Source organism: Reyranella sp., from assembly GCF_965279465.1.
GTDB lineage: Bacteria > Pseudomonadota > Alphaproteobacteria > Reyranellales > Reyranellaceae > Reyranella.
Genome location: NZ_OZ257242.1, coordinates 2,657,373 through 2,670,353, shown reverse-complemented (window position 1 = coordinate 2,670,353; position 12,981 = coordinate 2,657,373). Strand labels below are relative to the sequence as shown.

The 12,981-nt window shown below is 65.3% G+C and carries 14 protein-coding genes; 6 read left to right on the top strand and 8 right to left on the bottom strand.

Translation table 11 applies throughout. The features are described 5' to 3' along the window. Positions 1–12: 12 nt before the first annotated feature. From ACQY8M_RS13085 to ACQY8M_RS13070, 4 genes are all read right to left on the bottom strand, one after another. Positions 13–1,566, bottom strand: a complete 1,554-nt coding sequence (locus tag ACQY8M_RS13085) for a TonB-dependent receptor plug domain-containing protein (RefSeq protein WP_428675355.1) — start codon at positions 1,564–1,566, stop codon at positions 13–15. Positions 1,567–1,650: 84 nt separating this feature from the next. Then, positions 1,651–2,673: a FecR family protein gene (locus ACQY8M_RS13080; RefSeq protein ID WP_428672606.1), complete on the bottom strand. Its 1,023-nt coding sequence runs from the start codon at positions 2,671–2,673 to the stop codon at positions 1,651–1,653. Positions 2,674–2,781: 108 nt separating this feature from the next. Further along, positions 2,782–3,240, bottom strand: a complete 459-nt coding sequence (locus ACQY8M_RS13075) for a sigma-70 family RNA polymerase sigma factor (RefSeq protein WP_428672604.1) — start codon at positions 3,238–3,240, stop codon at positions 2,782–2,784. Positions 3,241–3,568: 328 nt separating this feature from the next. Continuing rightward, entirely contained in the window at positions 3,569–3,871 is a 303-nt protein-coding gene (locus ACQY8M_RS13070) for an HU family DNA-binding protein (protein ID WP_428672602.1), read from the bottom strand. A 182-nt stretch (positions 3,872–4,053) separates the two neighbouring features. Here ACQY8M_RS13070 and ACQY8M_RS13065 point away from each other — a divergent pair, with 182 nt between their 5' ends. The 3 genes from ACQY8M_RS13065 to ACQY8M_RS13055 are packed head-to-tail and all read left to right on the top strand — an operon-like array spanning position 4,054 to position 6,581. Further along, positions 4,054–4,950 (top strand): acyl-CoA thioesterase, encoded by an 897-nt coding sequence (locus ACQY8M_RS13065; RefSeq protein ID WP_428672600.1) that lies wholly within the window; start codon positions 4,054–4,056, stop codon positions 4,948–4,950. A gap of 12 nt (positions 4,951–4,962) precedes the next feature. Next, a complete protein-coding gene (locus ACQY8M_RS13060; protein WP_428672598.1) occupies positions 4,963–5,163 on the top strand; it encodes a hypothetical protein in 201 nt (66 codons plus the stop codon). Further along, positions 5,160–6,581: an amidase gene (locus ACQY8M_RS13055; RefSeq protein ID WP_428672596.1), complete on the top strand. Its 1,422-nt coding sequence runs from the start codon at positions 5,160–5,162 to the stop codon at positions 6,579–6,581. The genes ACQY8M_RS13060 and ACQY8M_RS13055 overlap by 4 nt, the downstream gene beginning before the upstream one ends. Before the next feature lie 144 nt (positions 6,582–6,725). Here the strand turns inward: ACQY8M_RS13055 and ACQY8M_RS13050 are convergent, their stop codons facing one another. Continuing rightward, complete coding sequence (locus tag ACQY8M_RS13050; RefSeq protein WP_428672594.1) at positions 6,726–8,204, bottom strand: aldehyde dehydrogenase family protein; 1,479 nt, start codon at positions 8,202–8,204, stop codon at positions 6,726–6,728. A 452-nt stretch (positions 8,205–8,656) separates the two neighbouring features. Here ACQY8M_RS13050 and ACQY8M_RS13045 point away from each other — a divergent pair, with 452 nt between their 5' ends. Further along, on the top strand, positions 8,657–8,851 hold the full coding sequence (locus ACQY8M_RS13045; RefSeq protein ID WP_428672592.1) for a hypothetical protein: 195 nt from the start codon (positions 8,657–8,659) through the stop codon (positions 8,849–8,851). A gap of 153 nt (positions 8,852–9,004) precedes the next feature. Here the strand turns inward: ACQY8M_RS13045 and ACQY8M_RS13040 are convergent, their stop codons facing one another. From ACQY8M_RS13040 to ACQY8M_RS13030, 3 genes are all read right to left on the bottom strand, one after another. Continuing rightward, entirely contained in the window at positions 9,005–9,556 is a 552-nt protein-coding gene (locus ACQY8M_RS13040) for a carboxymuconolactone decarboxylase family protein (RefSeq protein ID WP_428672590.1), read from the bottom strand. Between the two features lie 10 nt (positions 9,557–9,566). Further along, a complete protein-coding gene (locus ACQY8M_RS13035; protein WP_428672588.1) occupies positions 9,567–10,106 on the bottom strand; it encodes a peroxiredoxin in 540 nt (179 codons plus the stop codon). Positions 10,107–10,204: 98 nt separating this feature from the next. Next, positions 10,205–10,639 (bottom strand): VOC family protein, encoded by a 435-nt coding sequence (locus tag ACQY8M_RS13030; RefSeq protein WP_428672586.1) that lies wholly within the window; start codon positions 10,637–10,639, stop codon positions 10,205–10,207. A 58-nt stretch (positions 10,640–10,697) separates the two neighbouring features. On the opposite strand from ACQY8M_RS13030, the gene ACQY8M_RS13025 reads away from it, so the two are divergent. Beyond that, positions 10,698–11,690 (top strand): LLM class flavin-dependent oxidoreductase, encoded by a 993-nt coding sequence (locus ACQY8M_RS13025; protein ID WP_428672584.1) that lies wholly within the window; start codon positions 10,698–10,700, stop codon positions 11,688–11,690. A 13-nt stretch (positions 11,691–11,703) separates the two neighbouring features. Then, positions 11,704–12,960 (top strand): amidohydrolase family protein, encoded by a 1,257-nt coding sequence (locus ACQY8M_RS13020; protein ID WP_428672582.1) that lies wholly within the window; start codon positions 11,704–11,706, stop codon positions 12,958–12,960. The last annotated feature ends 21 nt before the right edge of the window (positions 12,961–12,981 follow it).

Below are 12,981 nucleotides of genomic sequence, written 5' to 3'. Positions count from 1 at the left end.
CGGGCCGCGCGATCAGGTTGGGCGAATAGATGTTCGAGGTAAAGGCCGTGCCGTTGACCGAGCCCGCGCCTGCCTCCTGCTGCAGGGTCGTGGCGCTGACGGCGAGCTCGTGGCCGATCGGCCCGTGTCGAACAGCGCCCTCACCCCGGCCTCGCCGGTCAGGAAGGTATTGTAGACGGCTTGCCGGAACGGCGACTGCACGATGGTGCCGTCGGCGGAGGTTGCTACGGGGCTGCCACCCGCGAAGCTCATGACGCGGTTGTCGTGCACGCCGAACGCGGCGTAGGCGGTGATGCTTTCCGTGACGTCGATCTCGCCGCGCACCACGGCGAAAAGATCGCGCTTGGCAGTGTCGGTCCAGGTCTGCCCGAAATTCGACGAGTTGCGCGGCGCCGCCGGGACGGCCACGCCGACATCAGGCGCCACGAAGGAGACGAGGCCGCCGATGTACTGCAATTGGAAGCCCAGGTCGGCCGACAACCGCACCCGCTCGCCGCGAAAGTCGAGGCCGAGCGAGCCCACCCCGACCTGTTCGGTGTTGCGGTCGACAGCGGTGTTGCCCGCGCGGAAGACGCCGTTGAAGCGCAGGCCGATCGACTCGTCCGGCGCGAATCGGCGTCCGAAGTCGACGTGGCCGCTGAACTGACCGGAATAGCCGTAACCCGCAGTCGCCTGGTTGAGCGGCTCGCTGCCAGCGCGCTTGGGGACGACATTGATGGTGCCGCCGATGCCGCCGCCCGGCGGCATGCCGTTCAGCATTGCGCTCGGCCCCTTCAGCACCTCGACCCGTTCGGCTATCTCCGCCGGGACCGAGGCGACCGGCAGGATGCCGTAGAGACCGTTGAAGGCGGTGTCGAGGCTACTGACCGAAAAGCCGCGAATCCATACCGTCTCGTCGAGGCTGCCGCCGGTCGGCCAGAGGGGTCGGATCGAGGGATCATCGACCAGCACATCGCGTACCGTGCGCGCCTGCTGGTCCTGTGCCTTGCGCGCGGTGTAGCTTATCTGATTGAACGGCGTGTCCATCACGTCGCGGTTGCCGAGCAGGCCCAGCTGGCTGCCGGTAGCCACCTGCCCGCCGGCATAGGGCGGCGGCACGTTGTCGATCAGCGCCTGTGGCGGCGTGGCGGCCTGCACGCGCACCGGGTCAAGCTGCAACGCGCCTTGATCGCCGGCACCAGCCAAACGATGGATGGATATCGTGGTGCGGCTGGGCAGCGAGTAGGTAAGTCCCGTGCCCGACAGCAGGCGATCGAGTGCCGCGCCGATCACCATCGAGCCCTGAACGCCCGGGGTGTTGATGTTGCGGACGAGCGCGCCATCGACCGTGATCTGGCGGCCGGACTGCTGGCCGAAGATGCCCAAGGCCGCCGCAAGCGGCTGCGGAGGGATGTCAAAGGTACGCGCTTCGGTGGCCTGGGCGATGGCCGCCGGCGCCTGGCCGTCTTGTGCGAGCACCTCCGCTGGAAGCGCGCAAACGACGGACGCCATCGCGATCGTCACAGCCGGAATCTTCCGGCGCAGCCGTACACTGGTCTTCACCCCGATCTCCATCGGGGTGAACACGCGCAACGCGCGCCTCTCACTCACCCCCATTCAAAAGGACGAGCCAGCAAAAGACGTTTCCCAAAATACTGCCGACGAGCACGGTCAGGACGACGAGATTACGATCAGCCACGGAGTGACGCGGCGGACGACGGCGCCGTGCGCGCGCGCCATGCCGCGCAAGGCATCCTCGGGGTCATTCAGGTTATACGCCCCTGTGATCGGCTTGCCTGCCAGCGCGTCGTCGGCAAGCACGATGGTGCCGCCGTAGTAGGGACGTAGTTGCGCCACCGCATCGCGCAGAGGCTCGTCCTGCAGGATGAGCTGTCGCCGGCGCCAGGCGGCAACGAGCTGCGGTGGAACGCTCGAGCGCAACGCGCCGCCCTGCCAGGACAGATGGATCGCCTCGCCAGGTCCGAGAGTATGGACGGTTCTGCCTGCGGTTGCAGAGGTGACTTCGACGGTGCCCTCCTCAACGGTTACCTTGACGCCTGCCGAATCCCGACGGACATCGAAGCGTGTCCCGATCACCGTGCTCTCGACGTCGCTTGTTCCAACGCGAAACGGGCGCGAGGCGTTGGGCGCAACCTGGAAGAAGGCCTCGCCCTTGAGAAGATCGACGCGCCGCAGGTCGGCGGCGTAGGACATCGCCACCGCACTTCCTGCCGCCAGCGTGATCCGGCTTCCGTCCGGAAGGTCCAGCTGGCGGATTTCAGCCGTGTCGGTAACGGCGTCGGATTGCAGGCGGAGAATCAGCGATGGCCCGACCACCAGCCCAAGGCAGGCAGCGATGGCGACGGCGGCTGCCGCAAGCCTTGCGCGCCGATGCCCTCGGCCAAATCTGCGATCCGGCGAACCCCTCGCCTGCACCCTCGCCGCGCGCTCGGCGGCACGGTGGCTCGCGAGCAGCGGCTCCCATTCGGCCGCCAGCTCGGGTTGCACGGCGGCGGCGACCTGCGTGAGATGCTGAACGGCCGCCCAAGCCCGCGCATTCGGAAGGCTGGTGATCTTCCATGCCTCGAAGCGCCGACGCAACGCCACATCATCCGGCGACTCCTGCAGCATGATCAACCAGGCAGAAGCTTCCCGTGAGGCACGCGTTGCCGCCGGCTCCGGCGCAGATCTCATTCCATCCCTCACGGCAAGCATAGTGCACTTTTCAGCGGGCGACGTAGAGGCCCTACACTGTAAGACGAGGCATCCGCCCTCGATTACCAAAATAGTGAGGTGTCTTCTCTACGGCCAACCGAGCCGATGCTTGCAGTGCTCGAGCCCGTCCATGACGAGGAGCTGTGCGGCAGTCACCGAGATGCCGAGCACGGCGGCGATCTCGTGCAGCTTGCAGCCCTTCAGGCGATGCATCTCGAAGGCGACGTGCGTCCGATTCGGCAATTCCCGCAGGGCTTCCTGCAGCAGACGGAGATCGTCCTTGTGGACGACGACGGCTTCCGCTGTCGGCCGCGCATCGGGAAAGGCAGCGATCGCCTCTTCGGCACTGCCCTTGAATATCCGCTTCTCGACGTCGAGCCGGCGCTTGCCGTCGAGCGCGAGGTTGCGAACGATTCGGTACAGATAGTTCAGCGGCTCGTTGAGGAACTGGCGGCCCGTCGCTTCATCGAAGCGCACCCAGGCTTCCTGGACGAGATCTTCCGCCTGCGCCCGCGAGCCGACGATGCCCGCCGCATAGTCGATCAAGGCGCGCCGGTTCTCCGAAAAGATCGTGAGTGCATTCGCAGGCACAGCTGTCCGGGCTTCCCTGGCGGCCCGCCAATCGGGCCATCACGGGCCCTTAGCGCATATGCGAATGATTCTCAATACCAATCACGTCGTTCATCGTCGATGCGAGCACTTACTCTTGCACCGCCGAGCGGGTGATTTTTTCAATGGAGAGGCTTGTAGCCTGTCTCGCTGGGCAGCGCGGCTCCGCGCGATCGACAAATTTACAAACTTACGAGAGAGCCGGATAAAGAAAAGGGCGGGCTCGGTCGTGTGCCGATGCCCGCCCGATTCCTGGATGAAGCGCCTAGATCGCTTCCTTGAGATCCTTGGCGACGCGGAAGGCGACCTTCTTCGACGCCTTGATCTTGATCGCCTCGCCCGTGGCGGGGTTGCGGCCCATGCGAGCCGGACGGGCGCGCACCTGAAGGATGCCGAGGCCCGTGATGCGGACCTTGTTACCCTTCTTGAGGTGCTTCACGACCAGGCCGACGAAATCGTCGAGGGCGCCGGTGGCGTCCTTCTTGGTCATGCCCGTCTTCTCGGCCAATTCGGCCGCGACCTTGGACAGCGGGACGGTCGGAGCAGCGGGTTTGGTTGCGGTAGCCATGGTGGAGGGGTCCTTACATTTTTTGTTTCGCCAGCGTCTCCTGACGCCCCAGGAAGCGCTGACACCCCAAGGTTATCCACGAATCGCGGTCCCGCAAGCCCTCAAAGCGCGAAAAATGTCGATTTCTGGGGCTTTTTCGGCCATTTGAGGCGGCCATCCACAACGAAAAGCGAGTGTTTCGCGTGTCTTCAGCCGAACTCGTCCCGACTTTCGCTACCGCCGTGAACACCTGGCAGTGCGACGAAAACGACCATTTGAACGTGCAGCACTATACCGAGTTCGGCCACGAGGCGTCGGCTCACCTGCTTCACCAGCTGAGCTTCGGACCGCGCGCGCAGCGCGTCGCCGGCACAACCCTGCATATCGTGGACGACCATATTCGCTATCTGCGCGAGTTCCGGGTCATCGATTCCGTCGAGGTCCGCTCAGCGCCCGTCGAGATCTCGGAGTACGGGCTCACCCTCTACCATGAAGTCCGCAACCCGGCCGACGGCACCGTCGCCTCGACGATCCGCCGCCGTGTCGTAAGCGACGAACCCTGGCCCGCCGCGATGCGTGAGCGTGCGGAAAAGGCACGGGTGGCGCTGCCGGCCAATGCACGGCCGCGCAGCGTCGGCGAACTCGCCCTGCCCGAGCTGTCGCTCGCGCAGGCGGCGAGGACCGGCCTGATCGATGTCGGGCGCACGGTGGTGAAGCCCGGCGAATGCGACGAGCACGGCGAGTTCCTGCCGCGCCACCAGTTCGGCCGCTACTCCGACGGCGCGCCGTGGCTGTGGAATCATCTCGGCTTCGATCGCACGGCAATGCAGGAGCGCGGAGAAGGTTCGGTCGTGGTCGAGATGTTGAACCACTATCGGCGGCCGCTGCATGCCGGCGACCTCGTCGTCGTGATGAGCGGGCTCGCGGACTTCAGCGACAAGGTGCTCAAGTTCACGCACTTCCTGTTCGAGGCCGAGAGCGGCATGCTTGCTGCTTGCGCCGAGGCGGTGGGGATGAAGTTCGACCAGAAGATCCGCAAGATCATGACCTTCACGGCCGAGGACCAGGCGCGGCTCGCCAAACGCAAGCTGCGCTTCTGACGGGAGATCGAGATGGATGACAAGACGAAGACGGCGGCCGGCATCGCCGCGGGACTACAAGGGCTGAAGTACGACGACAAGCGGCTGGCGGAGATTGCCGCCGAGGTCGAGGTGCTGAACGACGCGGTGCGCAAGGCAGCCGAAACCCGCCTCACCTTCGACGACGATCCCGCGGCGTTCGCGAGCATCATGGCCAAGGAAGCGCGCTCATGAGGAACGATGATCTCGCGCTTTGGGAGCTGAGCGAAATCGCAGACGCTATCGCGGCGAAGCGCATCACTTCCGTCGAAGCGACGGAAGCCTGCCTGGCCCGCATCGAGATCTGGCAGCCGCGGGTGAATGCCTTCCTGAGGATCTACAAGGAGAAGGCGCTGGCGCAGGCCAAGGCGATGGACGCCGAGCTTGCCGCCGGCAAGCGCCGCGGGCCGCTACACGGCGTGCCGATGGCGCACAAGGACATGTATTACCGCAAGGGCGAGCTCTCGACCGGCGGCAGCGCGATCCGCAAGGATTGGCGCGCGCCGGTGACGGCGACGGTGCTCGACAAGCTCGACGCGGCCGGCGTGGTCGAGCTCGGCTTCCTCAACATGGCTGAGTTCGCGGCGGGCCCGACCGGCCACAACGTGCATCACGGCCATTGCCGCAATCCGTGGGACCAGACGCGCGTGACGGGTGGCAGCTCGAGTGGTTCGGGAGCCTCGGTCGGTGCGCGCATGGTGTTCGGCGCGCTGGGTTCCGACACCGGCGGCTCGATCCGCCTGCCCGCCGCAGCCTGCGGCGTGGTCGGCATGAAGGCGACCTACGGGCGGGTCAGTCGCGCCGGCGCCGTGGCGCGCTCCTGGAGCCTCGACCATGTCGGGCCGCTGACCCGCACGGTGCGCGACAATGCGCGGATGCTGGCGGTGCTCGCCGGCTACGATCCCAACGATTCGACAACCAGCGAAAAGCCGGTGCCGGATTACGAGGCGCTGCTCGACGGCGGCGTCGCCGGCCTCAAGATCGGCCTCGCCTTGCCGACCGACGGCCCCGCGCCGCTCGATGCGCAGGTGGGTGCGGCGGTGCAGTCCGCCGCCGACGTGCTCGGCCGCCTGGGCGCGAAGATCTCGACCGTGATCTTGCCCGACTTCACCGCGCTCTACCGTTCGGCCGAGGTGATGGTGAAGTGCGAGGCCGCTGCCATGCACCGGCCGTGGATGGAGAAGACTCCTGAACTCTACGCCAACCAGGTGCGCACGCGCATGGAGGCGGGCTTCTTCATCCCGGCGACGCAGTACATCGACGCCTTGCGCCTGCGCGCGCATTTCGTGGCGGAGTTCCTGGCGACCTCGATGGCCGGCGTCGATGCCATCGTGCTGCCGGCGATCCCCTTCCCCATTCCCACGATCGAGGAGACCGACACCGAGGAGAAGGGCGGCCCGGCCGTGCTCAAGATGGTCGCCGGCTTCACCGGCCTCACCCGCCCGTTCAACACGCTCGGCGTGCCGGCGCTATCGGTGCCCTGCGGCTTCGACAGGAACGGCGCCCCGATCGGCCTGCAACTCGTCGGCCGCCCGTTCGACGAAGCCATGCTCTACCGCATCGGCCACGCCTACCAGGGTGCGACTGACTTCCACCAGAAGGTGCCGGTGTAAGGCGGGAGCTGAATTGTAGAGCCGCCTCATTAGAGCTGCCTCATAGAGCCTCCCTCCCCCGCTTCGCGGGGGAGGGAAAACCTCATTACCAAGTGCTTTTCTGATCGGACTCTCTGATCAGATCCCAGATCACCCTGCGTCTGATCACACCGCCAGATTCACCGTCACGCTCTTCCTCTGCGTGAAGCTGTCGAGCATGCCCTCCAGGGAGAATTCACGGCCGAGGCCGCTCTGCTTGTAGCCGCCGTAGGACATGCCCGGCGTCTGGCCGCCGCCCTGGTTGACCTGGACCCAGCCGGACTCGATTGCGTGCGCGGCGCGCAGGGCCTTGCCGATGTCGTGCGTCCAGACATAGGCCGCGAGGCCGTAGTGGCTGTCGTTGGCCATGCGGATGGCCTCGGCCTCGTCGCTCCAGCGGATCGCGACCAGCACCGGCCCGAAGATCTCCTCGCGCGCCAGGCGCCAGTCGTTCGAGCGATCGGCGAAGACGGTCGGGATGGTGAAGTAGCCCTCGCTCAGCGGGCCGGTCTTGGGCGGCAGGCCACCGAACACCAGCCTGGCGTCGGAGCGGTCGAGGCCGTCCTGCACGTACTTGCAGACCTTGGTGTACTGCTTGTTGTTGATGATGGTGCCGATGTCGCTCGCCTCGTCGAGCGGATCGCCGATCTTGAGCGCGGTCGTCTTCTTCTCGAGCTTCTCGAGGAAGCTGTCGAAGATGTCCTCGTGCAGGAACAGGCGCGATCCAGCCGTACAGCTCTGGCTTTGCCGGGTGAAGCGCATCGCATTGATGATGCCGTCGACCGCCCAGTCCTCGTCGGCGTCGGGATAGACGATCGACGGGCTCTTGCCGCCGAGCTCGAGCGACACCGGCACGATGCGCTCGGCCGCCGCGCGCATGATGATCTTGCCGACCTCGGTCGAGCCGGTGAAGGAGAGCTTGCGCACCTTGGGGTGGTTGGCGAGCGCGCCGCCGGCTTCCGCGCCATAGCCGGTCAAAACGTTCAGCACGCCAGGCGGCAGGAACTCCTGGCAGATGTCGGCCATCATCAGCACACCCATCGGCGCGTCCTCGGCCGCCTTCATCACCATCACGTTACCGGCGCACAGCGCGGGCGCGATCTTGAGCGCGCCCAGCATGACGGGCGCATTCCACGGGATGATCGCGCCGACGATGCCGATCGGCTCGCGTCGGGTGTAGGACAGCACGGTCTCGCCGAGCGGCACGGTCTCGCCCTTCAGCTCCGAGGCGAGACCGCCGAAATAGCGGAAGATGTCGGCCGTCATGTTGGCCTCGCCACGCGCCTGGGTGCGCAGCGCGTTGCCGGTTTCGAGCGCAATGGTGCGAGCCAGTTCCTCGGTGCGCGCCTGGATCGCCTCTGCGATCTTGAGCAGCAGCTTGCCACGCTCGCGCGGCACGACCTTCTTCCACGATGCGAAGGCTTTGTCGGCGGCCTCGACCGCGGCATCGACATCGGCCGCGTCGGCGCGCGGCACATCGGTGATCCCCTTGCGCTTGGCCGGGTTCTCGACAGTGAAGTGCGCGCCGGAAGCACTGGCGACCCACTTGCCGCCGATCAGCATGCCCTTGGGCTGGTACGTGTTCGCGGGCTGGGCAGTGGACATGACTCACCTCTGTTTCTTGAAGGACGCGGAGTTTCGCTTCTCGATCTAGTCGGAAAATGCCTACTCTTGAGATCTCACGTGATGTCGGAACCCCAGCCCACCATTTCACCCACCCGGCCCGGATGGAACAGGCTTCGTCGACGCAGCGAGTGTGAGGTGAGCCGCGTGCGGCTTCCATGTCGGGCAAGATCGTGGCCGAGCACGTCCCAGACCGTCTCTCCTGGTCAGATGGTGGCGCCTTGTCTGCAGGCCGGGCCGTGCACCGCCAGCGGCAGCGTGGCACTGCGCGGCACCATCGATACCGCGACCCAATAGTTTCCTAATGTGACTTACTATCGCGACAGTCCGCTATCCGGCGGCCGCGCACACTACCCGAAAGGGGTACCCCCACAGCGACCTCCTTTCCTCCCGCTAATTAACATATGATGGTTGCATTCATGAGGAGAGATGCAATGCAGTTGTATGCTGGCCGGTCCGACCACCACGCGTGGTACAGCGTCGAAACAAGCCAAGCTTTTCATGAGATCAAGTTGCCGGTTGAAGAACGGCTCATGACCGCCGAACAGCGGCGCGCCTATCACGCTCTGCTCGAACTCTCCGAGCAGTACGGCACTGGCATCCGCCAGTCGCCGCATAGGAACCGGTGACTGCGAGCTCGGACTACTGAGGCGCCGGCGCGAGCGGTATCCTCGGCGCCGGGGCGACTCCAGGCACCCCACAGAATTTCGGCGGCTATATCGCCGCCGAAATAAGGCGTTGGAAGAAGGTCGCCCAAGATGCCGGCGTCAAGCCGGAGTAAGCTACGCCGCCTGCGCGAGGGCCGGCGTCAAGGCCTCCTCGGCCGCCAGGGTGCGGGCGGCGGCATGGACCGTCGCGGCGATCCGTACGCCGGCCTGCACCTGCTCGGCCGAGAGGCCGTGGTCGCGCAACACCTTCTCATGCGCCTCGAGGCACATGCCGCAGCCGTTGACGGCCGAGACGACCAGCGACCAGAGCTCGAAGTCGGCCTTGTCGACGCCCGGCTTGGCCATCGCGGTCATGCGCAGCTTGGCCGGCAGGGTCTTGTAGTCGGCTGCGTGCACGAGATGCACGAAGCGATAGTAGATGTTGTTCATCGCCATCAGCGATGCTGCGATCTTGACGGCGTTCAGCGCCTCGGGCGAGAGATCGCCCGAGAAGGCATCGACCACGGCTTGGGTGGTCGGTGCGTGGTTGGCAGCAAGCGCAGCAGCGATGAAGCTGCCGGCCTTCTGCTGCGGCGTCAGGAGCTGCTCGGACGCGAGGCTCGATAGATTGAGCTTCACGTCGCGCGCATAGTCCGGCAGCCGGTCCTTCAGCGTGTCGATCGACATGATCGCCTCCTTATGCGGCCTTCAGGACCTCTTCGCCCTTCTGCCAGTTGCAGGGGCAAAGCTCGTCGGTCTGCAGCGCATCGAGCACACGCAGCACTTCCTGCGGATTGCGGCCGACCGAGAGGTCGTTCACCGACACGAAGCGGATGATACCTTCGGGATCGACGATGAAGGTCGCGCGCAGGCAGACGCCCTCGCTCTTGTCGAGGATGCCGAGCGCCGTCGACAGCTCGCGCTTGAGATCGGCCAGCATGGCGATCGGCAGGGTCTTCAGGTCGGCGTGGTTCTGGCGCCAGGCGAGATGGACGAATTCGCTGTCGGTCGACACGCCGTAGACGACGGCGTCACGCTCGACGAACTCCTTGTTGAGCTTGCCGAAGGCCGCGATCTCGGTCGGGCAGACGAAGGTGAAGTCCTTCGGCCAGAAGAACACGACCTTCCACTTGCCCGCGTCGGTCTTGTCGTTGACCTGCGTGAAGGCCGTCTTGGCATCGGTGCTCACCACCGCCTTGAGGTCGAAGGAAGGAAACTTGTCGCCAATGGTCAGCATGAAACGCTCCGGTTAAGATTCCAGTTTGGAACGTTTCTAAATTTAGAGAGTTCAACCTCAATTGCAAGTCATTCGCAGAACTATTTCAAGGTATAAAACTATCCGTTCGTTTTCCGTGGTTTACGCTTCTTCTTCGCGGTCAGTTCGCCGTACTTCATTCCCTCGAGCTTGATTCCGTCGGGGTCGAGGAAGAACACGGCGTAGTAGTCCTCGTAGTATTCGTCGGCCGGATCGACGATCCGGACCTTCGCCTTCTCGAGGAACGCCTGCAGCGCATCGACATCGCGGCGGCTGCGCAGCTGGAAGGCGTAGTGGTGCAGCCCGACATCGCCGATCCTGTATTTCTTCCTGCCCTCGGCACCGGCGATCCAGTAGCGGGTCTTGCCGTTGGTCCAGCCGATCGTGCCGGGATATTCGTCCGAGACCTCGAAGCCCAGGAACTCGAACAGCTTCGAATAGAAGGCCTTCGACTTCTCGTAGTCGCTAACCCTGATCGAGATGTGGTCAATCCCGACGACCTTCGACACGAGCATGGCTTCCTCCTCTCGCTGGATGTTGGACAACCGGCCGGCAGTCCCTAAGTTCCTCGCAATGCGCCTTTCCGTTCTCGACCAGTCCGTCGCCGTCGACGGCCGCCCCCACGACCAATCGATCCGCAACACCGTGGCCCTCGCCAGACACTGCGAGATGCTGGGTTACGATCGGTTCTGGGTGTCGGAGCATCACAACCATCCCACCATCGTCGGCACGGCACCGGAGATCGTGATGGCCGCGATCGCCGCCACCACCGAGCGCATCCGCATCGGCAGCGCCGGCATCATGCTGCCGCACTACGCGCCGTTCAAAGTCGCCGAAGTGTTCCGTGTTCTCGACGCCCTGGCGCCGGGCCGCATCGACATGGGACTTGGCCGCGCCCCGGGCTCCGACGGCCGCACTGCCTTCGCGCTCAATCCCGCAGCCAACGAGCGACCCGAGCATTTCCCTTCCGATGTCCGCGACCTGATGGCCTGGGTGCAGAACGAGCCGCTGGTGACCGGCCATCCCTTCGCCGCGGTGAAGGCGTTCCCGCAAGGCGCCACCTCACCCGAGGTCTGGATCCTCGGCAGCTCCGACTACGGCGCGCAGGTCGCCGCCCTGTTCGGCCTGCCCTACTGCTACGCTTGGTTCTTCAGCGACGGCGCCGGCGGCGAACGCGCGATCGACCTCTACAAGCGCACCTATCGGCCGAGCGAACGCCATCCCAAGCCGCACTCGGGCCTCTGCGTGTGGGCGCTCGCCGCGCCGACCATGGAAGAGGCGCAGTACCATCTCACCTCGCGCGTGCTGTCGCGCATCAACCGCGACCGCGGCCTGCTCGGGCCGCTGGTGTCTCCCGACGAAGCCGCGCAGGCTTTGAAGCCGCATGACCAGGCACGCATCGCGAAGATCCGGAAGGATACATTCGTCGGCACCGGCCCCGAGGTGATGGCCCGCATCGTCGAGCTGAAGGACAAGGTCGGCGTCGACGAGATGGCCGTCGTCACCTGGACCTATGACGAAGCCATCCGCCGCCAGAGCTATGCGGAGCTTGCCAAGGCATTCTAACCGGGCGGAAGCGATGACACAGACGCTGTTCACCAACGCAAACCTCGTCCTCGACGGGTTCGCCGATCTGCAACCCTCGTTCAACGTCCTGGTGAAGGACAACCGCATCGTGTCGGTGTCGGCGGAGCCGTTCAGCGCGCCGGAAGCGACGGTCGTCGATGCCGGCGGAAGGACGTTGATGCCAGGGCTGATCGACGCCCACGCCCACATCACCGGGCTGTCGCTGACGCCCAAGAACATCGCCTATCCCGCCGCGGAAATCGCCATTGCGTCGGCGAACTACCTGCGCAACTGCCTGATGGACGGTTACACGACCATCCGCGAGGCAGGCGGCGCCGACCACGCGACGGCCCGGCTGCTCGCCGAGGGGCACATCGTCGGCCCGCGGCTGTTCTATTCGGGAAAGGCGCTGACCCAGACCGGCGGCGGCGCCGATTTCCGGACACCCGACGAGGCGATCGATCCCTGCGGCCATATCGGGCCGTTTTCGAACATGTCAGTGATCGCCGACGGCACCGCCGAGGTGCGCAAGGCTGCCCGCGAAGAGCTGCGAAAAGGGGCCACGCAGATCAAGCTGTTCGCGTCGGGCGGTGTGGTGTTCCCCGCAGAGGGTCATGCGACGCGCTACGAGTTTTCCGTGGAAGAGCTGGAGGCCGTCGTCGAGGAGGCGACGGCACGCGACACCTACGTCATGGCGCACGTCTATACCGACGAGGGGGTGCGGCGTTGCCTCAAGGCCGGTGTGCGCTCCATCGAGCATGCCAACTTCGTGACCGAAGACACCGTGGCGATGATGGCGGACTACCATGCGTTCTACGTTCCGACCTTCATCTCGCTCGTGCAGCGGGTCGAGAGCGCCGCCGAGACCCATCTGCCGCCCACCATCGTCGACACCCTGCAGCGCACGATCGCTCGCGGCAGGCAGGTCTACGGATGGGCCCGCAAGCACAAGGTGCCGGTCGGCTTCGGCACCGACCTGTGGGGCCCCGAGGCACAAAAGGCCCAGCTGCGCGAATTCGAGATGCGTCAGGATCTCGATCCTCCGGCCGATATCCTGCACTCGGCCACCGTGACCAATGCCGAGTTGCTGATGGAAAAGGGCACGCTCGGCGTCATCGCCGAAGGCGCCTACGCCGATCTGCTGATCGTCGACGGCAATCCCCTGCAAGATCTCGGCGTCCTGATGAATCCGCAGAAGAACCTGAAGTTCATCATGAAGGACGGCGTGGTCTACAAGAACGAGCTGACGGCCACGACCCACGAGCCCTGACTGTGGAGGTCCCTGGGGTGG